General features: G+C 67.7%; 21 protein-coding genes. 17 read left to right on the top strand and 4 right to left on the bottom strand.

Going from position 1 to position 22,024, the window contains the following annotated elements; genetic code table 11:
• Positions 1–10 precede the first annotated feature (10 nt).
• Together VGC47_00280 and VGC47_00285 are read left to right on the top strand one after the other, a co-directional pair.
• Positions 11–766, top strand: coding sequence for an ABC transporter ATP-binding protein (locus tag VGC47_00280; protein HEX9853739.1), 756 nt, complete (start codon positions 11–13; stop codon positions 764–766).
• A gap of 14 nt (positions 767–780) precedes the next feature.
• Entirely contained in the window at positions 781–1,704 is a 924-nt protein-coding gene (locus VGC47_00285; GenBank protein ID HEX9853740.1) for a DMT family transporter, read from the top strand.
• Between the two features lie 4 nt (positions 1,705–1,708).
• Here VGC47_00285 and VGC47_00290 read toward each other — a convergent pair whose 3' ends face one another.
• Positions 1,709–2,932 carry a Xaa-Pro peptidase family protein gene (locus VGC47_00290; GenBank protein ID HEX9853741.1) on the bottom strand — a complete coding sequence of 408 codons (1,224 nt, stop codon included), beginning with the start codon at positions 2,930–2,932 and terminating at the stop codon, positions 1,709–1,711.
• A 95-nt stretch (positions 2,933–3,027) separates the two neighbouring features.
• On the opposite strand from VGC47_00290, the gene VGC47_00295 reads away from it, so the two are divergent.
• From VGC47_00295 to VGC47_00325, 7 genes are all read left to right on the top strand, one after another.
• A complete protein-coding gene (locus VGC47_00295) occupies positions 3,028–4,515 on the top strand; it encodes an amidohydrolase family protein (protein ID HEX9853742.1) in 1,488 nt (495 codons plus the stop codon).
• Between the two features lie 126 nt (positions 4,516–4,641).
• Entirely contained in the window at positions 4,642–5,706 is a 1,065-nt protein-coding gene (locus VGC47_00300) for an ABC transporter substrate-binding protein (GenBank protein HEX9853743.1), read from the top strand.
• Positions 5,703–6,587 (top strand): ABC transporter permease subunit, encoded by an 885-nt coding sequence (locus VGC47_00305; GenBank protein ID HEX9853744.1) that lies wholly within the window; start codon positions 5,703–5,705, stop codon positions 6,585–6,587. Before VGC47_00300 ends, VGC47_00305 begins: the two co-directional genes overlap by 4 nt.
• A 1-nt stretch (position 6,588) precedes the next feature.
• Positions 6,589–7,446, top strand: coding sequence for an ABC transporter permease subunit (locus VGC47_00310; protein HEX9853745.1), 858 nt, complete (start codon positions 6,589–6,591; stop codon positions 7,444–7,446).
• Positions 7,447–7,467: 21 nt separating this feature from the next.
• Positions 7,468–8,298 carry an ABC transporter ATP-binding protein gene (locus tag VGC47_00315; protein ID HEX9853746.1) on the top strand — a complete coding sequence of 277 codons (831 nt, stop codon included), beginning with the start codon at positions 7,468–7,470 and terminating at the stop codon, positions 8,296–8,298.
• Positions 8,299–8,357: 59 nt separating this feature from the next.
• A complete protein-coding gene (locus VGC47_00320; GenBank protein ID HEX9853747.1) occupies positions 8,358–9,050 on the top strand; it encodes a Dabb family protein in 693 nt (230 codons plus the stop codon).
• A 44-nt stretch (positions 9,051–9,094) separates the two neighbouring features.
• Positions 9,095–10,069: an amidohydrolase family protein gene (locus tag VGC47_00325; GenBank protein ID HEX9853748.1), complete on the top strand. Its 975-nt coding sequence runs from the start codon at positions 9,095–9,097 to the stop codon at positions 10,067–10,069.
• An 11-nt stretch (positions 10,070–10,080) separates the two neighbouring features.
• On the opposite strand, the gene VGC47_00330 is transcribed toward VGC47_00325, so the two are convergent.
• Entirely contained in the window at positions 10,081–10,713 is a 633-nt protein-coding gene (locus tag VGC47_00330) for a hypothetical protein (GenBank protein ID HEX9853749.1), read from the bottom strand.
• Positions 10,714–10,748: 35 nt separating this feature from the next.
• Here VGC47_00330 and VGC47_00335 point away from each other — a divergent pair, with 35 nt between their 5' ends.
• Positions 10,749–11,741: a hypothetical protein gene (locus VGC47_00335; GenBank protein HEX9853750.1), complete on the top strand. Its 993-nt coding sequence runs from the start codon at positions 10,749–10,751 to the stop codon at positions 11,739–11,741.
• Positions 11,742–11,805: 64 nt separating this feature from the next.
• Here the strand turns inward: VGC47_00335 and speB are convergent, their stop codons facing one another.
• Positions 11,806–12,765, bottom strand: a complete 960-nt coding sequence (gene speB / locus VGC47_00340) for an agmatinase (GenBank protein ID HEX9853751.1) — start codon at positions 12,763–12,765, stop codon at positions 11,806–11,808.
• 162 nt (positions 12,766–12,927) lie between these two features.
• Between speB and VGC47_00345 the strand changes: the two genes are divergently transcribed.
• The 7 genes from VGC47_00345 (at position 12,928) to VGC47_00375 (ending at position 20,647) form a co-directional block, all read left to right on the top strand.
• Positions 12,928–13,923, top strand: coding sequence for a Gfo/Idh/MocA family oxidoreductase (locus VGC47_00345; GenBank protein HEX9853752.1), 996 nt, complete (start codon positions 12,928–12,930; stop codon positions 13,921–13,923).
• Positions 13,924–14,023: 100 nt separating this feature from the next.
• Positions 14,024–14,926: a peptidylprolyl isomerase gene (locus tag VGC47_00350; GenBank protein ID HEX9853753.1), complete on the top strand. Its 903-nt coding sequence runs from the start codon at positions 14,024–14,026 to the stop codon at positions 14,924–14,926.
• Positions 14,923–15,846 (top strand): NAD(P)-dependent oxidoreductase, encoded by a 924-nt coding sequence (locus tag VGC47_00355; protein ID HEX9853754.1) that lies wholly within the window; start codon positions 14,923–14,925, stop codon positions 15,844–15,846. Before VGC47_00350 ends, VGC47_00355 begins: the two co-directional genes overlap by 4 nt.
• Positions 15,834–16,289 carry a heme-binding protein gene (locus VGC47_00360; protein HEX9853755.1) on the top strand — a complete coding sequence of 152 codons (456 nt, stop codon included), beginning with the start codon at positions 15,834–15,836 and terminating at the stop codon, positions 16,287–16,289. Before VGC47_00355 ends, VGC47_00360 begins: the two co-directional genes overlap by 13 nt.
• A 13-nt stretch (positions 16,290–16,302) precedes the next feature.
• Entirely contained in the window at positions 16,303–17,658 is a 1,356-nt protein-coding gene (locus tag VGC47_00365) for a dihydroorotase family protein (GenBank protein HEX9853756.1), read from the top strand.
• A gap of 52 nt (positions 17,659–17,710) precedes the next feature.
• Entirely contained in the window at positions 17,711–18,400 is a 690-nt protein-coding gene (locus tag VGC47_00370; GenBank protein HEX9853757.1) for a cyclase family protein, read from the top strand.
• 3 nt (positions 18,401–18,403) lie between these two features.
• Complete coding sequence (locus VGC47_00375; protein HEX9853758.1) at positions 18,404–20,647, top strand: xanthine dehydrogenase family protein molybdopterin-binding subunit; 2,244 nt, start codon at positions 18,404–18,406, stop codon at positions 20,645–20,647.
• A 72-nt stretch (positions 20,648–20,719) separates the two neighbouring features.
• Here VGC47_00375 and VGC47_00380 read toward each other — a convergent pair whose 3' ends face one another.
• Positions 20,720–21,973, bottom strand: coding sequence for a Xaa-Pro peptidase family protein (locus VGC47_00380; protein ID HEX9853759.1), 1,254 nt, complete (start codon positions 21,971–21,973; stop codon positions 20,720–20,722).
• Between the last annotated feature and the right edge of the window lie 51 nt (positions 21,974–22,024).

Here is a 22,024-nt window from a genome sequence, read left to right on the forward strand (position 1 = left end):
GAACGATCGGATGGCGACCCTCGAGGTGAAGGACCTCATCAAGATCTTCCCCGGCCCGTCCGCCGGGGCGCCGCCCGTTCGGGCCCTCAACGGCATCAGCTTCGACGTCTCCGGCAACGTCTTCGTCTCGATCGTCGGCCCGTCCGGGTGCGGCAAGAGCACGCTGCTCAACATCATCTCGGGGGTGGACAGCGCGACGGCCGGGGAGATCAGGCTCACCGAGGACGGCAAGCGGGCCCGCCTCGGCTACGTCTTCCAGGACCCCCGGCTCCTGCCATGGCGGACGGTCATGGACAACATGCTGTACGTCCGGGACGACGACTCCGAGACGGAAGCGGCCAGGTACCTCGACATGGTGGGCCTGGGCCACACGGTCGAGATGTTCCCGGGCCAGCTCTCCGGGGGCATGCAGCAGCGAGTCGGCATCGCCAGGGCGTTCTCGGTGGAACCCGACCTGCTGCTCATGGACGAGCCGTTCAGCCACCTCGATGCCATCACGGCTCGCTCGCTGCGTGACCACCTCCAAGAGATCTGGGCGAGGACCCGTAAGACGGTGGTGTTCGTGACCCACGACGTCATGGAGGCCGTCCAACTGTCGGACAGGATCATCGTGCTGGCGGCGGGAGGCGTGATATTCGAGGACATCCCGATCGAGCTCCCGCACCCGCGCCGGTCCTCAGACCCCGCCGTCGCCACGCTCCAGGCGGAGATCCTCGGCCGGTTCGAGGTGATGGAGGCCGAGATGGCGAAGCGGCGGAGCGGCTGAGGCTCCGGTCGGTCGTGATCCCCCCCGCTCCTGAGGCGGTCCCGGCGAACCTCGGCGAAGCACAGCGCCCGCCGTGGCTGCTGCCGCTCCTGGCGGTGATGATCCTGGCGCTCGGCTTCAACTGGCCGCTCATCTCGCTCGGTGTCGATGCGATCGACCCGGTGTGGCTCGGAGCGCTGCGAGTGCTCGTGGCGGCGGTGCTCTCGCTCTTCTTCGGTGTGGCGACGGGCCGTCTGGGCCGTCCCCACAGGGGCGACTCGTCGATAATCCTCGGGGTTGCCGTTTTCCGGATCGCCCTGACGATCGCCATCGTCTTCACCGCCGTCCAGTTCGTCCCTGCCGGGCGCTCGTCGGTGCTCGTCTGGACCGCCAGCCTGTGGACGGTGCCGATGGCGGCGATCTTCGTGGGGGAGAGGATGACTCCCCTTCGCTGGCTGGGCCTGGCAATCGGCATCGCCGGGATCGTCTCGATCGTCGAACCATGGCGCCTCGACTGGACGGACGGCGGTGTCGTCGTCGGGCACGCCATGCTCCTGTTCGTCGCCCTGTTCACTGCAGGCGTGACGGTGCAGCTGCGGGGCCACCAGTGGGCGACGACCCCTCTCGACGTCCTGCCGCACCAACTCGGGCTGGCGGCGGCGCTGCTCGTCGGGTGCGCCTTGGCGGTGCACGGCTTCCCGCACATCGACTGGACGTGGGGGCTCGGCCTCAACGTCTTGTACCAGGGCGCCGCGGCGTCGATGTTCGCGACGTGGGCGCAGTCGACGGTCCTGCGGCACTACCCGGCGATCTCGACGCAGCTCGCCATGATGGCGGTGCCCGTCGTCGGGCTCTTCTCATCGGTGGCGATCCTCGACGAGGCGCTCACGTTGGCAGCCGTGGTGGGCGTCGCATGCATCGTCGCCGGCGTCGCGCTCGGGCTGTGGGACGGCGAGTGACCCGTCAGATGAGCAGCTTGTCCTCGTACTCGACCCTCGAGAGGATCCGGGCGTCTCCCTCCGTGACCATGACCATGTCCTCGATGCGGACACCTCCACCTCCCGGCACGTCCGGCACCCAGACGAGTGGCTCGACGGCGAAGACCATGTTCGGCACGAGCTCGAAGACTCCGGCACCCGGCAACGTCTCGCCGATGTAGGGCGGCTCGTTGGCTCCCATGCCGATTCCGTGCCCGATGAACAGGCTGAACAGCCTGTCGTCGAGGCCGTGGTCGGCGATCTTGGCGACGATGGCGTCGGAGACGTCGGCGTTCGTCTTTCCGGGCCGCATCGTTGCCACCCCGGCCATGAGGCCCTCGTACACCGCCGTGTAGATCTTCTGCTGGGTCTTGGTCGGCCTTCCGACGATGGTCGTCCGGCCGATGTCGGCGAAGTAGCCGTTCCACATCGCCCCGATGTCGATGAAGCACAGGTCGCCGTTGCGAACGATCTTGTCGGAGCAGATACGGTGCGGAGGCGACATGTGCTCACCGGTCGCCACGAACGGCGTGATGACGTGCGCCATCTCGCCCCCCAGCTGGTAGAGGGTCTGCATGGCGTCGCCGGCGATGTCCTGCTCGCGCCTCCCCGCCTTCGTCTCGTCGAGAGCCCGTTGCGTCACCGAATCGCCGATGGCGCAGCTCTCCTCGATGATGGCCAACTCTTCGTCGAGCTTCACCAGACGGGCGGCCTGCATGACGGCATCACCGTCGACGATCTCGACGTCCGGGAGGTGTCGCTCGAGCGCCCTGATGAACGAGATGTTCGCCTGGTCCACCCCGATCTTGCCCGAGGCGAGCCCGGCGTCGGACACGAGCCCGCGCAGCGTTCCAGCCACGAAAGCGTCCACGAGCTCGGGCTGTTCCATGATCGGGACGGCGTGGATCGCCGAGAGCCACGGCATGCCGAAGCCCGCCTTGTCGACCTCGCCCCCTGATGCCAGCAGCACAGGATCGACGGAGCCGGTGACGAACACCCCGTTCAGTGAGGTGCTCTTTCCTGCGATGATCTGGGCGCGCAGCGACGTCAGGTAGCGGACGTTCTCGTTCTTCCACATCACGAGGCCGTCGACCTGCGCCTGCGCCAGGGCGTCGCGAACCGCCGCCAGCCTCTTCGCACGCAAGCCCGGGAAGTCGTAGCGCTCCTCCCAGTCGACGGCGAACGGTCCGAGGGCGTAGCGGGCGTGCATCTGTGGCTCTCCTGGTCGGGTCTGTTTTGTGCACAATACGGGTCGGAGTGTCAGACGAACTGCGTCTCCGGCTCCCCGGCGTGAAAGGATCGAGTATGCGCTTCGATGTCGTCGTCAGAGGTGGACGGCTGGTGGTGCCGTACCAGGGCATCGTCGAAGCCGACATCGGCATCGTCGGCGGGACCATCTCCGCCGTCGCCCAAGGACTCGAAGGTGGCGAGGTCATCGACGCCACCGGGATGACCGTGTTCCCTGGGTGCGTCGACACCCACACTCACTACGGGCACTTCAACGAGTTCTATTCGGAGATGCATGCCGAGTCGGCGAACATGGCGGCCCTCGGCATCACCACGTCGATCGTCCTGCTCGACCGGAGCGTCAAGAGCATGGACGGATGGCTCCACCGCAGGGACGACCCGGAGCTCTTCGCACTGCCGGAGACCGGCGAGAAGGGGATCGCCCATGCCATGTTCCGGGGTTCGTATCACCTCGTGGTACCCGAGGCGATCGAGCGGTCTGCCGGGCATTCGTTCATGGACTACGGCTTCCACCTCGGCATGACGAATCTCGCCCAGGTCGGCGAGATCGTCGAGTACGTCGCCGAGTACGGGATCACCTCGTTCAAGGCGTGGCCCGGGTTGTACCAGTGGGCGGCGCTGGCGGGAGAAGACCTGCGCTCGTTCCTCGTGGCGTGTCGCGACTCGGGGGCCCTGCCGTACGTGAACACCGTGAACTCCGCGCTGCAGCAGCAGATCGCCGCCGAGGTGTACGCCTCGGCGGGCGTCGATCCGAGCGCCTCCCCTCCTGCCCTCCTCCGGAGAGCGAACGGCCACCCGCTGGTCGAGACGTACGACATGCAGACGACCCTCTGGCTGGCGAGGTCCGTCGGCTCTCCCCGCATCTGCATCGTCCACGTGACCTCGGCGGATGGCGTCGAGGTCATCCGCTCGTACAAGGAGTCTCACGGACTCGACGTCGAGGGCGAAGTCGGTAGCGCATGGCTCGACCTGTCGTGGCCGGACGCCGAGCGCCTCGGACATCAGGCGACGTGCATCATCCCGCAGCTCGGCGACACCGTCGCGGTCGACGCCCTCTGGGACGGGATCCGGGCGGGCATCCTCACCGTGGCGGGAACCGACGGCGTCGTCTCGCCGACCCCGAGGTTCCCGGACGGCTCGCCGAACCCGATGTACGCGCCACCACCGACGAGGGAGCGCCGCGGGCTCGGCTTCCCGTGCCACATCGTGCATTTCCCGATCACGCTTGACAACGCCATGTCCCGGGGCCTCGGAGAAGTCGCCGTCGCCGAGTTGTGCGCCGCCAATCCCGCCCGACTGCTCGACCTCTATCCGAGGAAGGGGACGATCGCGGCCGGTTCGGACGCCGACCTCGTCGTGGTCGACGTGCGATCCCCGCACACGATCCGGTCGTCCGAGTTGGCGACCACGGCTCCCTTCAACCCATGGGAGGGCAGGGAAGTTCGAGGCTGGCCGGCTCTCACCATGCTTCGCGGGAGTGTGATCGCCCGGGATGGGCGCCCCGTCGGGGTGCCCACCGGCGAGTACCTGCGTCGGAGCGTGTGACTCCCCGGCAGCGCGAGCCGTGCTTCGCTACAGTCCGCTAGGGAGAGTGCATTGTGCACACCCGTGCGCTCGGATTCGTGGGTCGTGTGTGCCCACAAACAGAGCGGCACCGAGGGAGGAGGGCTCGTGAAGAGTTTTCGCTATGCCAAGGTCATCCTGTTGCTCGTCGCCCTGGCTGTCGTAGCCTCCGCGTGCGGAGGCGATGATGGGGGAGGTTCTGACGGCGGGGAGGAGGGGATCGTGAGGTTCGCCTTCGCTCCGGACCCGGCTTGGGACTGGATCGTCGACCAAGGCATCCTCGAGGCGATGGAGGCGGAGTCCGGTTTCCGCATCCTGCAGACGGTGACCTGGGACGAGATCGGGGTGTTCGCGGGCGGGCACGCGGATGTCGTCTCGATCGGTAGTTACGAGACGCCGGTGATCGAGTCGGAGCAGGGCATCGACACCGTGACGATCGGCAAGTTCAACCTCGCCAAGGACGTCGTGATCGTCACGACAGACAAGGACTGGGAGACGTTCGCCGACCTGCCGGAAGGCTGCGTGATCGGTGTCGAGAGCTTCGTCGGCGGATCGACGGTCTGGCAGGCACTCGCTGACGACCTGGAAGGCCGCGAGATCGCCGAAGGCTCCAGCGACCTGCCGATGGCGACGGCGGACTATCAGGTGATGCCGGATCTCGTGATCTCCGGTGACTTCTGCGCCGGGATCATCGACCCGACCCAGGCGATTCCCGAGTTCGCGACCGGCGCCATCAAGACCCTCTACGACGGCAAGTCGGGGTCGCAGATGTACGCCGACGTGTACCAGCCGGGACACGCCGGCATGACGAGCAACAACTTCGTCACGCTCGAGAGTTGGTACGAGGACCACCCGGGCGAGGTCGCCTTCTTCCTGGAGGTGTGGCAGCGGGCACTCGACGAGTGGGCAGCCCACCGTGAGGAGATCATCGACACGTACCCGGAGCACTTCGCGGCCGAGGACGAGTCGCAGGTCCAGTTCATGAAGGATTACTTCGTCGACACCTTCGACTGGTTCGTGACGTCGCCCTACCTCGACGAGGCATGGATCCAAGGTGAGGAGGAGATCACCGAGATACTGCGGCGAGCAGAGCTGATCTCCGACGACCTCGACATGCCGTTCCACGTGTGCATCGATCCGGCGAGCGGCGAGGAGACGTGCAAGCTGCCGTGACGGAGACGCGAGACGAGACGACGGCGCTTGCGGCCGGCTCGACACGGGAACGGGTTGCGCGCCAGGCGGCGAGTATCCGGCGGAAGGCCGTCGGGTACTCGCTGCTCGGCGCCCTCGCCTTTCTCGGGGTGTGGATGTTCGCCCACTTCGTCATCAGGTCTGAGGCGTTCGAATATGTGCCGAGCCCCTGGAAGGTCGGAGATCGGATGCTCGGGTTCATCTTCGGCGATCCCGACCGCAACGTCCCGGCGGGCAAGGTCTTCGAGAACTTCTGGGATACGCTCCGCAAGGTGCTGCTCGGTTGGGGAGGCGCTGTCGTGCTCGGCGTCCCGATCGGCGTGCTCATGGGGCGGTTCCGGTACGCCAGGGACTTCTTCTTCGACCTCGTCTACCTGGCCGCCAACGTGCCGCTCATCGTCTACGCAGTGCTCTCACTGCTGCTGTTCGGCGTTGGAGATACCGGCCCTGCCGTGGTCGTCGCCGTCCTGGTGCTCCCGATCATCGCCATCAACGTCGCTGAAGGAGTCGAGAGCGTCGACCCGAACCTCCTCGCCATGAGCAGGGCATACCGGCTCCCACCGCGAGAGGCGTTGCGACACATCGTGTTCCCGTCGTTCTACCCGTTCCTGTTCGCAGGAGCACGAGTGTCGTTCGCCGACTCATGGAAGCTCGGAGCGCTCACCGAGACGTTCGGGGGGCAGACGGGCGTCGGCGTCCAACTCCGCAAGGCGTTCCAGATTTTCGCGGTTGCCGACCTGCTGGCGTGGATGATGTTCTTCGTGATCTTCGTACTGTTCATCGAACGGGTCGTGCTCATGCGCCTCGAGAGGTACGCCTTCCGCTACCGCCTCAAGCGAGGCGAGGACGTCCTGAGGTACTGACGTGACGGCCGACACCACCACCGTCCAGCGGCCCGACTCCCTCGTCGGGTTCCTCACGGCGCCCAAGACGGCGAGGTGGACGTCGCGCATTCTCCTGATCCTCCTCTGGCAGGTCGCCGGGGGCGTTGGCACCAGAGTGCCGACACCGCTCGGCACACTGCAGTTCCTCGCCGATGAGTGGTCCCGGCCGTACGAGAGGGCGGACTGGAGCGTCCTCAACAACGAGCTCGTCGCCAACCTGCTGGAGAGCCTTCGCAGGGCAGGCGTGGCGTTCAGCGCAGTGCTCATCGTCGGTCTCGTCGTCGGGTACGCCATGGGTCGCTACTGGCGGGTCCAGGCGTTCTTGACCGATCTCGTGATCATCGGGATCGCCTTGCCGGCGTTCATCTGGGCGCTGCTGGCCGTCATGTGGTTCGGGTTCAGTTTCAGGGCTCCCGTGTTCGTCGGCTTCGTCTCGGCTACCCCGATGCTCATCGTCAATGTCTTCCAAGGCTCGCTTGCGGTGCCGCGCGAGTTGCGCGACATGTCGGACTCGTACGGCGTCCCGTTCCGCGACCAGCTCCGCCACCTGGTGCTTCCCTCGATGATGGGGTACGTCGTCGCCGGGTTCCGTGTCGCCGTCCTCGCCGGGTGGGGGGCGGTGTCGCTGGCGGAGTGGTTCGGTAACAACCAGGGCGCCGGGTACCGGGCCCACTATTGGTACGACACCGGGAACTTCGAGGGGCTGATGGGCTGGGGGATCGTCATCCTGGCGGTCGTCATCACGGTCGACAGGACAGTTCTCGAGCGAATCGTCCGGGCCTCGTTCAAGTGGCGCTCGAACATCGGCGGACTCAGCGTCGCCGAGTCGCGCACGTGACGGCGCGAGAGGAGGAGTGACGTGGCAGTGTTGACGGCGACCAAGGTCGTGAAGGACTTCCCGCCGCCGACGAAGAACCAGCCGACGGTGCGCGCCCTCGACGGCATCGACTTCGACATGCGGGGCCAGACCTTCGTCTCCATGGTCGGGCCGTCGGGGTGCGGCAAGTCGACGTTCCTGAACATCGTGTCCGGTATCGAAACGCCGACATCCGGTGCTGTTGCCGTCACCGCGGACGACGGCAGGCCGGCCAGGCTCGGCTACGTCTTCCAGGATCCGAGGCTCCTCCCATGGCGGACCGTGATCGACAACCTCATGTACGTCCACCTCGACAAGTCGGACGCCAACCGCAAGAGCATCGGCGAATTCATCGACCTGGTGGGCCTCAAGGGGTTCGAGCACATGTATCCCGCTCATCTCTCCGGAGGGATGCAGCAGCGGGTCGGCATCGCCCGGGCGTTCTCCGTCGAGCCCGATCTGCTTCTCATGGACGAGCCGTTCAGCCACCTCGACGCCATCACAGCCAGGTCGCTGCGGACCGAGCTGCAGCGGATCTGGGAGAAGACGAAAAAGACGGTGCTCTTCGTCACGCACGACGTGCTGGAAGCCGTGCAGCTCTCCGACCGGATCATCATCGTCGACTACGGCGGGAGGAACTTCGCCGACATCCCGATCGACCTGCCGTACCCGAGGCTCCAGACCGATCCGGCCGTGGCGACGATGCAGGCCGAGATCCTCGCCGTGTTCGAGGACATGGAGCAGCGCAGGGAGGAGCTCGACCCGAGGATCGCCGAAGAGGCGGAGGCGGACGTCGGCCGTCGAAGGCTGGGCAGCCGGGGCGAGTCGTCGTGACAGAGGTCGGGGTTCGACGACCCCGTCTAGCCCGATAGCGAGATACCCGAGGAGGTAGCGTGCTGCGACACACGGCACTGTTCATATGGCGTGATTCGACGACAGCCGAGCAGAAGCTCTTGACGAAGAAGGGCCTGGCGTACCTCAGCTACGGTTGCCCTTCCGTGCGGGCTGTCGACTTCGGCGTCGACCTCCTCGGGGGGAGCCAGCGGCTCCTCGACGTCAAGCCGTGGGAGAGGACGCCCATGTGGCGGGCCAGGACGGAGGGTCCGCCCACGAACTTCGACCTGTCACTCAACCTCGACTTCGACGACGAGCAGGGTCTCGACGACTACAACCACGACGACGTCCATCACGAGGTCGGGGCCTGGGATGCCGCGGTGTGCCGGCCGGAGAGGACCGCCAGGGTCGACTGGTGGTACGACGGCCCTCCGAGGATCTCGAGGGGAGGCGTGCGCCACACCACCCTCTTCCTGTGGGACGAACAGGCAGCGGACTCGGCAAAGGCGGACGTGCGACAGGCCTTTCGCTCTCTGGACGGGGTTGGCGGGGTCGAATCGCTCCTGGTCGCAGACAACGTCGGCACGCTCAAGACGGACTATGACCTCATCGTCGACGTGATGCTCGACGACGCCGAGTCGGCGAAGTCCTTCCTCGAGCACCCGGCTCACCTCGAGGCGGTCGGGCTGGCGGCAGGAGCGACGCTCTTCGAGTGGACTGCCAGGATCACGCACACCATGGGCCTCGGATGAGGCGAGCTCTCCCAGGACGCCGTGTTTCGTCAGGGGGAGGTTGAATGCGGGTCATCGACATCCATGCCCACGTCACCCCTCAGAGGTTCTCACGCGCCATTGCCGAGAAGGGATCCTGGCATGGCCTCGGGCCGGAGTTCGGTGAGTTGGAGAACCCCAAGAACCTCTGGGACCCGCAGAGACGCATCGCCGACATGGAGTCGCTGGGGGTGCACACCCAAGCCGTGTCGTCGACGGATTGCTTCTACCAATACGACAACGAGCTGCCTGCTGCCATCGCCATCGCCAGGGACGCCAACGACGAGCTCGCCGAGATGCAGCGGAATCATCCGCAGAGCTTCACACCTCTCGGCACGGTGCCCATGCAGGACGTCCCGGCCGCGGTCGCCGAGCTGGAGCGGCTCATCGGCGAGCTCGGCCTCAAGGGCGTGATGATCAACGACCACGTCAACGGGAGGACATACGAGCACGACGAGTTCTTGCCGTTTTGGGAGGCGGTCGAGGGCCTCGGGGCGGTCGTGCTCTTCCACCAGTACACGCCCACGATCGTGATGTCGCGGACGACCAGGTGGTTCCTGCCGAACTCGATCGGGAACCTGGTCGATCGGGCGGTGACGTTCGGGACGCTCGTGTTCGGTGGTGTCATGGACCGGTTCCCCGACCTCGAGCTGGTGCTCGGCCATGCCGGTGGGTATACGGCGTTCGGCGTCGATCGCATGGACAAGGGGTGGGAGGCGGCGGCACTCGACTACATGCCGAGTGAGCCCAGGATGCACATCCAGCGGCCCCCGAGCGAGTACCTGAGCCGTTTCTACTACGACAGCGTCACCTACAAGGAGACGTCGCTGCGATTCCTCATCGACAGGGTCGGCATCGACCGGGTCGTGTTCGGCACGGACTATCCGGCGCCGATGGTCGTACCGGACGCGGTCAACTGGATCATGGGACTCGAGAGCCTCGGCGCCGACGAGAAGGAGGCGATCCTGTGGAAGAACCCGGAGCGCCTACTCGGCCTCTGAGCCCTGCCTGCTCACGTCGACAGCGCCCGTGCGACGTCGACGCAGTGCCGGACGACAGCGGCCACGTCTCCCGGTTCCGGCATGTCGAAGAGCGAGCGACGCTCCGATCCGTCGATCGTGCTGTCGGAGACGACGAGGTTCGGGAGCCTGCCGGTCAGACCGACGATCGACTCCAGAGCCGCCAGGACGAGGGCCTCACCGTCCGCGTTGCCAGGTCGAGCCTTGGCGACCAGACGGCCCCTGACTGCGATCGTTGCTCGTCCCGGCGGCCAGACGTGGGCGGTGAGGACGGTCCTGCGACGGATGTCGAGCGCCATCCCGAGGTGCGGGAACACTGCACCGTATATCAGCACGACCGACCGGCGCCCTCCGCTCACCCCCACCCGCACCGGAACCCCGTCGACACTGCCGGCGAGGCCCGCGGTCCACGACATGGCGGCTCCTCCGGTGATCGAGCCTCCGGCCTTCTCTAGTGGCCCGGCGACGTAGTCGATTCCGAGGAGGCGGGCCGCCTCCGGCATGGGGTTCAGCTCGGCATCCATCTCGATGGGATTGTCGTCATCGCCGGGTGGTGCCGCGGCGGTGCGCCCGGAGGAGGCGGTCCACGGTTCGAGGTCCCGCAGGTCTGCTTGCGGTCTTGGCACTCACCTCGCTCGGATGGACCTCGGAGGAGGGAACCTTGGATCCGGGGTCTATCGTCGTCGGATCGCGTGGCGCCGAGCCGGGCGTCATTGTTTCGAGCGGCTCAGGCGAACCCCTGGCCAGCCACCGCTGCGACGTCTGTGTCTCGATCACCGATGTCGAGGCAGATCAGAGCGCCATCTACGTCTTGGCGGAGCTCGACGCGGCGGGTGGCGCGGATGCGGCCGTGCTCTCCCTCGATCCCGCCTCAGGAGCGTGGTCGACGCTGACCGATGATCTGGCCGACCCGTCGGGGCTCGCACTCGCGGGCGGCGGCTCGCTGGCGATCGCGGACAACACGCCCGGTGGGGTCGTCATCGAGTTCGTCCATGCGGCGACCGGAGCGAGGTCGCGCCTCGCCGCCGGGCAGTCGATCGCGCGGGCATTCGGGCTCGACACCCGGCGAGGGGAGTTCGTCGTCGCCGGGCTGCTCGAAGAGGGTGGCAGGGGAGCGGTGTTCGAGATCGACGCCTTCGGGGCGGTGACCGTGCTCGCAGAGGCCGGGGAGGAGAGGACTGCCCTTGCCTCTCCGGTCGACGTCGCCGGGTCGGGCGACGTGCTCTATGTGCTCGACATGAGGAGCCGGGGCGTCGGCGTCCAGGACGAGGGCCGCATCTTCATGATCGACGGCACCGGAGAGGTCAGCCTGCGAAGCGTCGGTGTCGAGGGCGTCGTTCGAGTCGCCGGGTCGGAGCCCTTCCTCGGGATCGATGTCTCGGCGGGGCTCGTCTACGTCGTCGACCTTGCCACCGGCAGCGATCGCGGCGGCATCAACGCCTTCGACCCGGAGACGGGTACGTTCACCAGCATCACGGACGAGTCGCTCATCGACGACCCGACGGGACTCGCCGCGGTCCCGGGCGCAGCCGACGGCGACGTCGATCTGCGGGGCGAAGGCGGCCTCTCGTGGCGCCTGCTCGGCTTCCTGGGGCTCGCTTCGACCCTCATCGTGGCGGCGACGCTGCTCGGCGTGAGACGGCTCGCTCGGTGATTCCGCTCTTGCGTCCCTGCATCGCACTACCGCGACGGAGGGACGCAGGAACGGATTCCGTTCGTCAGCCTGCCGCCATCAGAGAGATGATCTCGAACGCGACGTTGGCGGCCGCGATCGACGTGATGTCTGCGTGGTCGTAGGCAGGGGCGACCTCGACGACGTCCGCTCCGACGAGATGGAGACCGGCGAGGCCGCGCAGGATGCCGAGCAGCTCACGGCTGCTGAAGCCTCCCGCCTCCGGCGTCCCCGTCGCAGGGGCGAAGGCCGGGTCGAGCACGTCGATGTCGATCGAGAGATACAGCGGCAGGTCGCCCACCCGGCTGCGGATCCGCTCGACGTACCCGTCGATCCCGATGGCTTCGATCTCCCACGTGCCGATGACCGAGAATCCGAAGCCGGCATCCTCCTGAAGGTCTTCCGGTCCGTACTTCGAGCCGCGGATGCCGACGTGTATCGAGTGTCCCGCCACGAACAGGCCCTCTTCGGCGGCGCGGCGGAACGGGGTCCCGTGGGTGTACGCAGCCCCCATGTACGTGTCGTACGTGTCGACGTGGGCGTCGAAGTGGACGAGAGCGACGGGTCCGTGGACACGGTGGACGGCTCGCAGGAGTGGGAAGGCGATCGTGTGATCCCCGCCGAGCGTGACGATGCGCCTCTCCCCGGACACGAGCTCGCCCGCCGCCGTTTCGATGGCCGCGATGGCGTCGTCGATCACGAACGTGCTGCAAGCGATGTCGCCGGCATCGACGACCTGCTGATCGCCGAAGGGTCGCAACTCGAGGTCAGGGTGCCAGTTGCGCAGCGTCCTCGCTCCGTTCCTGATCCCGATCGGGCCGAATCGAGCGCCCGGCCGGTAGCTCGTCCCGATGTCGAACGGGGCACCGACGATCGCCACGTCCCACTCCGGCGCCTCGTCGATCCTCGGGAGCCTCGCAAACGTGTGCGGCCCCATGAACCGCGGGAACTGCCGCCCATCTGGGGGACCGAGCCTGCCGTTCTCGTCGGTGTACGAGATGTCCATCGCAAGCGAGCCTAATGGGCGGCAGGTGTGGAATGGTGGGAGCCGGCGGCGGGGGCTACGCCCCGGAAGTGCGGCGTTAGGATCGGCGCCCGAGCCGAACATCCTGCGGCGGCCGTGCTCCTGCCGGGATTCGCTCGACCAGGTACCAGTTAGGAGGACTTCGTGGGTGATCCGGTACGCGTAGCGTCGATCGGACTCGGGTGGTGGGGCGGCAGGTTGGCTGCCGCGGCACCGGAAGCCGGTTTGGAGCTGACCTCCTGCTTCGCCCGCGACGCCGAAGCCAGGAAGGCATTCGCCGAATCCCACGGCTGTACCGCAGCAGAGTCGCTGGAGGCGCTTCTGGCGGATGATGCGGTCGAGGGGGTGCTGCTCGCTACACCGCACTCGACGCATGCGTCCCAGATCGAGCAAGCGGCCGCGGCGGGCAAGCACGTGTTCGTCGAGAAGCCGCTCGCCGTCTCGTACGCCGACGCAGCCAGGGCGGTCGCCGCCGCTCAACAGGCCGGGATCGTGCTGCAGGTCGGCCACAACCGGCGCCGCCAGCCCGCCAACCGGCGCATCAAGGAGCTGATCGACGACGGGACCCTCGGCCAGGTCCACTACTTGGAAGGAAACCTCTCCAACCCGCGCGGGCAGACTCCCCGCGTCGGCTGGCGTTCCGAGCCGAGCGAGAGTCCCCTCGGTGGCATGGCGGGCCTCGGGGTGCACATGATCGACACCCTGCAGTATTTCGCAGGCCCGATCGCCGGCGTGGCAGCCATGAGCAAGCAGCTCATGGCGCCCTCGTCGCTCGACGACGTGACGGCGATGATCTTCGAGTTCACCGACGGACCGATCGGCTGTCTCGGGACATCGATGGTGATCCCGGACAAGGCGTTCGTCGGGGCGTGGGGAACCAAGGCAGCGGCACACAACGATCTCGACGGCGAACGGGTTCGCCGCCAGGAGACGGGCGACCGGGACTGGAACGACGAGCCGGTGGCGGTCATCGACACCGTCGTCGACCAACTCGCCGAGTTCGGGCGCTGCATCCGTGACGGCGGCGTGCCCGAGACCGACGGGGAGGTCGGCCTCGGCGTGGTTGCAGTGCTCGAGGCCGCCATGGAGAGCGTTCGATCGCGCCGGACCGTCGATGTGGCCGAGCTCACCTCCGGCTGAGCGGGTCGACGTGGCCTGGCGGGCGCCTGACGCGCCGCGGCGACTGCTCGCAGTCCTGGCAGCATCGGCAGCTTTGCTCGGGGCGTGCGGAGGGAGCTCGGTGATCGCTTCGGTGAACGGCCGCGAGCTGGAGGCGGTCGACGTCGAACAGCTCCACCCTTCGGGTTACGAACTCGATCCGGGCGAGACGGCCCGCAGCCTGATGCTCATCATCGTGCACGACGAGTTCCTGGCCGGATCCCAAGCCCAATTCGGTATCGCGCCGAGCCCCGCCGCTGTCGCCGAGGCGTTCGACCGGCGCACCGCGGCCTTCGGCGACGAGATCGAGGAGCAGCTCGCCGCCATGGGCGTCACCACCACCAGGGTGATGTTCGAGTCGGAGCTCGACGTGCTGCGGACGCTCGTCGAGGCCGAACTGGTGCGCACCGAGTCCCCCGGCTTCGACATCGATCGGGCCTACCGGACGTACCTGATGAACCACGCAACGGTGTGCCTCAAGATCATCAGGCTGGCGGAGCCGGATGACTTCGAGGAGGCGCAGGGTCGCATCGAGTCCGGGGAGGACTTCGCCGACGTGGCCGCCGAGATGTCGATCGACCCGAACGTCACGCGCCCGGAGGGCGAGGTCGGCTCCGGCGGCGACTACGGCTGCGGTGCCCCGGCCGCCAACCTGCCGGAGATCGCAAACGCATCGCTCGACGCGTCACTCGGCAGGCCGACGGGACCATTCGAGACCGCTTCGGGCAGCCATCTGCTCCTCGTGTACGAACGGGAGGAGCCCCGGTTCGACGAGGTGCGAGACGAGGCCGTCGAGCTGGCCATCGTCGACCAGGGACCCGACCTGTTCACGCAGTGGGGAGCCCGGCTTCTCCAGGCCGCCGAGGTGGTGATCGACGAGAGTTACGGTGTCTGGGGTTTCCTCCCCGAGTCCGGCGAGGTGCCCATGGTCGTGCCGACCGACCGCCAGCCGGTGGTGGTGCGCCAGCCCGTCGAGGAGGAGTGAGCGAGACCATGACGACGGTTGGGATGATCGGGCTCGGGATCATGGGCAGCGCCCTCACGTCCAACCTGATCGAGGACGGCTTCGACGTGATCGGCTTCGACATCGACGACGGTGCCGTCGAGGCGCTCGCCGCCCGAGGAGGGGGGGTTGCGCGGTCACCGGCCGATCTGGCTGCCGGTTGCGACGTCGTCCTCATCGCGATTGCCACCCTCGGCGTTCTCGCCGACATCGTCGGTGGTCCGGACGGGGTGATCGCAGGGGCGAGCCCGGGGACCCCTGTCGCCGACCTCGGCACGCTGCCACTCGAGGAGAAGCTGGCAGCGCGGGAGGTGTGTGCTGCGGCGGGCATCCCGTTCCTCGATTGCGCCATGAGCGGCACCGGTGCCCAGGCCGCCGACCGCGATCTGGTCTTCATGGCGAGCGGCGACCAGGACGCCATCGAGCGGATCCGGCCGGTCCTCGGGCGACTCGGCACCGCGGTGCACGATGTCGGCGACTTCGGCAACGCCACGAAGATGAAGCTCGTGGCGAATCTCCTGGTCGCCGTGCACAACGCAGCCGCCGCCGAGGCGCTGCTTCTCGCCGAGAAGGCAGGCATCGATCCGCACCGGGCAATCGAGGTGTTGGCCGAGGGTGCCGGCGGGTCCCGCATGCTCGGAGTCCGCGGCCCCATGATCGCCGACCGTTCGTACCACGAGGCGCCGACCGCCCGGGTGAGCATGTTCATGAAGGACCTCGGCCTGATCGAGGACCTGGCGCGCCGGGTCGGGGCACCTACGCCGCTCCTCGACGTCACGCACCGCCTGTACGAGGAGACGGCGGCACTCGGGTACACGGCAAGCGACGCCGCCGCGGTCCATGCCGCCATAGAGGCTCGGGCGGGAGAGCCGAAGGAGCACGAGGCACAATGGGAGAGCTGACCCTCGACGCCGCCAACCGGATCATCGCCGCCACCTTCTCCGCAGGAAGGCGGATGGGGCTCGGGCGACTGACTGTCGCCGTGCTCGACTCCGGTGGCCACCTCGTCTCGCTGCAGCGCCAGGACGGATCGGAGTTCCTCAGGGCAGGTCTCGCAGTCGGGAAGGCATACGGGGCAATCGGCATGGGGCAGTCGAGCAGGAGCCTCCACGAGCGCTACCAGCGGGCGCCGGGCCTTTTTCAGCCGCTCTCCGACATGACGGGCGGCAAGGTCGTCCCGGTCCCGGGCGGCGTGCTGATCCGAGACGACGACGGCGCCATCCTCGGAGGCGTTGGCGTGTCGGGAGACACGGCGAGCAACGACGAGGCGGCCGCCACGGCAGGAATCGAGGCCGCTGGGCTGCTCGCAGACCACGGGCAACGGGAAGAGTGGCGCCGCACCTGATCGGGGGTCGCACGTGACGTTCGATGTCGCCGTTCGGGGCGCCACCGTGATCTCAGCGTCGGAACGGCGCAACGCGACGGTCTGCATCGCCGACGGCCGGGTGGCATCGGTCGTCGAGGACGACGGAGCCGATATCGATGCGGTCACGGTGGTGGACGGCACCGGCTTGTGGCTCCTCCCTGGAATGGTCGACACCCATGTCCATCTCATGGACCCCGGGCCCACGGACCGCGAGGACTTCCCGACGGGCACCCGCGCCGCCGCGGCGAGGGGAGTCACGACCATCGTCGAGCACACCCATGCGCGTCCGGTGCGCTCGGCCGCCGAACTGACCGAGAAGCGCCTGCACCTCGCGGGCCGGGCCAACGTCGACTACGGACTCGCCGCCCACGTCTGGCCGGACGACATCGAGAGGCTGGCGGACACGTGGCGGGCCGGCGTTGCCTTCTTCAAGATCTTCACCTGCACCACGCACGGAGTGCCAGCACTCGACGCCGCCCGGCTGCGCGGCGCCTTCGATGCCATCGCCCGGTTCGGCGGAGCGACACTCGTCCATTGCGAGGACGAGGAGCTCACGGCGTCGGCCGAGAGGGCGCTGCGTGCCGCCGGGCGTGATGACTTCGGCATCGTCATCGAGTGGCGGAACCGGCAGGCGGAGGCGGTGGCCGTCGCCGTCGCCGCCGCGCTGGCGCTCGAGACGGGTGTGCGGGCGACCATCGCCCACGTGAGCTCGCCAGAGATCGTCTCCATCATCGGCGCCGCCCGGGCGGCCGGCGCAGATGTCGCCGCCGAGGCCTGCCCGCAGTACCTCGTCCTTCGGGAGGCCGAGGTGCTCACGGAGGGCCCGATGCGCAAGTTCACGCCGCCGGCGAGGGCGCGCAGCGACGACGAGGAAGAGGCGATGTGGGGGGCGCTGCGGCGCGGCGACCTGACCCACGTCTCCACGGACCACGCCCCGTCGACGAGGAGGCAGAAGCTGGCCGGGTCGATCTGGGAGGCGCCATTCGGTCTGCCGGGCCTCGACACGACGCTGCCGATCCTGCTCGACGCCGCCATCCGGGGAAGGATCCCACCCGAGGTCATCGTCCGAGCCTATGCCGAGATGCCGGCGCGTCGCTACGGGCTCCATCCCCGGAAGGGGAGCCTGATGGAGGGCGCAGACGGAGACTTCGTGCTCGTCGACCCAGCCGGGAGCTGGATCGTGACGGACGCCGAGGTGCTGTCGAAGGCCGGCTGGAGCCCGTACTCGGGACGGGCTCTGGGCGGTGCTCACGTGGCGACGTACCTGAGGGGCGTGATGGTTGCCGAGAACGGCGCTCCGTTGGACGAACGCACAGGGCGCTTCCTGCCGGGACCCGGAGCCCGATGACGCCATACAATGCACAATCGAGCCCTGTGGGAGCAGCTAGAAGGAGCGGCGGATGACTCGACTGATCGACCTATCGCAGGAGATCTACACGGGGATGAAGGTCTATCCGGGCCATCTCAAGACGGTCGTCTTCCAGCACGCAACCCACAAGGAGACAGCCCCCCGGTTCGAGGGTGGCTTCTCGTTCCAAACCCTCGGCTTCATGCTCAACGACAACGGCCCGACCCACGTCGACTCGTTCAGCCACCTCGACCCCGATTCGGAGGCCGAGACGATCGACCAGATGCCACTCGACCTCTTCTTCGGCCCGGCGATCTGCCTCGACGTGTCCCACGTGCCGGTCCACACGGACATCACCGCCGAGCACCTCGACGATGCGCTCGCCTCCTCGGGCCTCGAGTTGGCGCCGGGCGACATGCTCTTCTTCTACACGGGCACCTACGACAAACACAAGGAAACCGACGAGTACCTGACCGAGTTCGCCGGGCTCGGTGAGTCGGCGGCCCAGTGGATCGTCGACAAGGGCGTCAAGACGTTCGGGGTCGACTCGCCGACCCCGGACAACCCCACGTCGCGGTCGTACCCGGTCCACATGATGTGCCGGGCGCAGCACATCACGCACTACGAGAACCTCGTCCTCACGGACGTCGTCGGCACGCGATTCACATTCGTCGGCTTCCCGTTGAAGGTAGTCGGTGCCCACGGGGGGCCGACGCGTGCGGTCGCCATCATCGACGGCTGAGCGGTGCGACGCTTCGAAGACGAGCGCCTGATCACCGGCAACGGCCGGTATGTGGCCGACCTCGTGCCGGACGACGCTCTGCACCTCTGGTTCGTGCGCAGCCCCGTCGCCCACGGAGAGCTGCGATCGATCGACTCGGGAGCCGCACTCTCGATGCCGGGTGTCGTTGCCGTCTACACGGCCGCCGACCTCGCCCTCGATCCCATCCCGGACAGATCGCCGCCGTGGTTCAAGTCGCACCAGATGCCGCGTCGGCCACTCGTCACCGACCGTGTCCGGTACGCCGGCGACCCGATTGCGGTCGTCGTGGCAGGGTCGTCCCGTCAGGCAGAGGACGCGGCGGAGATGGTCTGGCCGGAGATCGAGCAACTCCCCTCCGTGCTCACGTTCGACGACGCCGTGGCGGACGACGTCGTCCTCTTCCCGAACGCCGGCTCGAACGTCGTCGCCCAGGCGTCTCTCGAGGCGGGCGAGGAACCGGACCTCGGAGACCTCGTCGAGGTGGTCGTCGACGTCGAGCATCCCCGTCTCGCCCCGTCTCCCATCGAAGCCCTGACGATCCTGGCGACCCCCGTTGGAGACGGCCTCCACGTCCACGTCGGCCATCAAGCTCCACACGAGATGAGGGACGACGTCGTCGAGGCACTCGGCTTGGTCCGGGACCAGGTACGAGTCACCGTTCCCGACGTCGGGGGCGCCTTCGGGATGAAGCGGCTCTACCCGGAGTACCTCGTGGCGTGCAAGGTTGCGTTGCTGCAGCGTCGCCCAGTCGCATGGATCCAACCGCGCCGGGAGATCTTCGCCGGAGGGACTCACGGACGAGCGATGCGCCACCGGGTGTCGCTCTGGGCGGATGAGGCGGGCCGGGTCCACAAGGCCCACATGCGTCTCCAGACGGAGGCGGGGGCGTACCCGCAGCTCGGTTCGCGTATCGCCCTCTTCACCCGTCTCGTCGCCGCCGGCCAGTACGACATCCCCAGGTTCGTGTTCGAGCTGACGAGTGTCGTCACGAACAAGGCGCCGATCGCGCCCTATCGGGGCGCCGGCAGGCCCGAGGCGGCACTCGCCATCGAGCGCGCCATGGACGCCGTCGCCAGGGCGCTCCACCTCGACCCGGTCGATGTGCGCCGCGTCAACTTCATCACGAAGCTTCCGCACGAGACCCCGACGGGGGCGACGTACGACTCAGGCGACTACCGCGCTGCCCTCGATCGCGCTCTCGAGTTGCTCGACTACGAGGGCACCAGGGCCGAGCAGGCGAGGCGGCGAGCAGCCGGGGAGACGCCCATCGGCATCGGGATCGCCTCCTTCATCGAGAGAGCGGGCGGGGCGATCGACTCCGGTGAGTACGCCTCGGCCGCCATCGCAGGCGACGGCACACTCGTCGTGAGGAGCGGCTCCGCCCCCTCCGGGCAGGGCCACGAGACGCTGTGGAGGAGCATCGCCGCCGGCGTGTTCGGCGTGGATCCCGCCACCGTCGCCCTCCACATGGGGGACACGGCCGAGGTACCACAAGGCACCGGCACGTACGCCAGCCGCTCGGTGCAGCTCGCCGGATCCTCGATACTCCGGATGGCGCGTCTCGTGCGCGGCCGAGCGGTCGCCGTAGCGGCCCGCATGCTCGAGGCAGCCGAGGCTGACGTCGAAGTGGCGAGCGGCGAGTTCCGGGTGGCAGGCGTCCCCGGAGCCGCGGTCACCCTCGCCCAGGTCGCCGCAGCGGCGGCGGGCACCGGGGAGAGTCTCTTCTCAGAGGAGCTCTACGTTCCGGGCGCTCAGACGTTCCCGTACGGCGTGCATGCCGCCGTGGTGGAGGTCGACATCGAGACCGGGCTGGTGACGATCGATCGCATGGTGGCGGTCGACGACGTCGGCAACGTCCTCGACCCGATGTCGATCGAGGGCCAACTCGTCGGCTCGATCGTGCAGGGCGTCGGCGCCGCCCTCTTCGAGGAGATGCGCTACGACGAGTCAGGCCAGCCCCTCACAGTGACGTTCATGGACTACCTGATGCCTCAGGCCACTCTGCGGGTGGACGTCTCCTCTGATCGCATCGTCAGTCCGGCGCCTTCGAACGACCTCGGCGCCAAAGGAGCGGGTGAAGGCGGCTGCATCGGGATGCCGGCAGCCATCGTCAACGCAGCCATCGACGCGCTGACACCGTACGGCGTGACGGATCTCCAGATCCCCTTGCAGCCGCAGCGGGTGTGGGCGGCGCTGCAGGCCGCGGTCGGGAAGGGCCCACCCTGACGGTCGCCTCGGGAACGGGCACCCGACCACGACCACGGGCGTGTCACCCGCCGGCCGCCGCCTGACACGACATCAGTACTCGTTGGCGACGAGGAGCTCCTCGCACGGGAACAGGGTCGTGAGTTGAGGGCCGTCCTCGGTGACGATCATCATCTCCTCGATGCGGGCAGCCGACTTGCCGTCACCGGCAGGGGCGTACGTCTCGAGGGCGAAGTACATGCCCTCCTCGATCTCGATGGGGTCGTCCAGCGAATTGAGCCGGGAGATGATCGGCCGCTCGTGGAGGCCCACTCCGACACCGTGACCGAACTGCAGCCCGAAGGCGTCCATCTCGTCGACGAACCCGAACTCTTCCGCCCGCGGCCACACCTTGGCGATCATGTCCGTCGTATTGCCCGGGCGCACGAGGTCGATGGCGGCGTCCATCCACTCGCGCGCCTGCTTGAAGGCATCTCGTTGCGAAATCGTCGCCCGGCCGACGGCGAACGTCCGGTAGTAGCACGTCCGGTAACCGTTGAAGGCGTGGATGATGTCGAAGTACGCCTGATCGCCCGGGCGGATGAGACGATCGGAGAAGACGTGCGGGTGAGGTGAGCACCGCTCGCCTGCGATCGAGTTGATCGCTTCCACGAACTCCGACCCCAATTCGAACAGCCTGGCGTGCGCCAGCGCCACGATGTCCGACTCGCGGATGCCCGGCTTGAGTGCTTCGAAGATGTCCTGATAGACGCCGTCCACCATCGCCGACGCCTGGGAGAGGAGCACGACCTCGTCCGGCGACTTGATCTCGCGGGCCCGCATCATCGCCTGCTGACCATCGACGACTTGGAGGCCTTCTGCCTGGAGCGCCAGGAACACGGAGGTCTCTGCCATGTCGACACCCAGCGGCTCCGATGGGATTCCGGCATCGTGGAGGGCGGCCGCGATCTCCTTGGCGGCTCGCCCGTGGAGGCCCGCCTCGGGCCCGATCGCCCCTTGGAGGCCAGTGTTCCCCCCGACGGAGTTCGTCTCGTCGAACAGGTGGGGGAGTTGCAGCCGATGAGCCTTGGCCGCGGAGCCGAAGTCCCACACCTTCGGTCGCCCATCCCTCGTGACGAGCGCCCACCTCTCACCCTTGTTGAATGCCCAGTAGCCGATCTGGGTCGCCGTGGCGTAGCGGATGTTCGAGGTCTCGAAGAGCAGCAGGGCGCCGAGCCCCGAGGCTTCGAGTTGCTCACGAATCCGTCCCAGACGGAACGTCCTGAGCCGCTCGAAGTCGACTCGGACCTCCCAATCGACCCCCATGACGCCAGGTGCCGGCGTCGTCGCCGTCGGAAACTCATCCATGGTCCGGCCCTCCAGACTCTGATCTCTGGGCAAACGTTTGCACGATGGAAC

It is taken from the genome of Acidimicrobiia bacterium (assembly GCA_036396535.1).
GTDB lineage: Bacteria > Actinomycetota > Acidimicrobiia > Spongiisociales > UBA5794 > DASWKR01.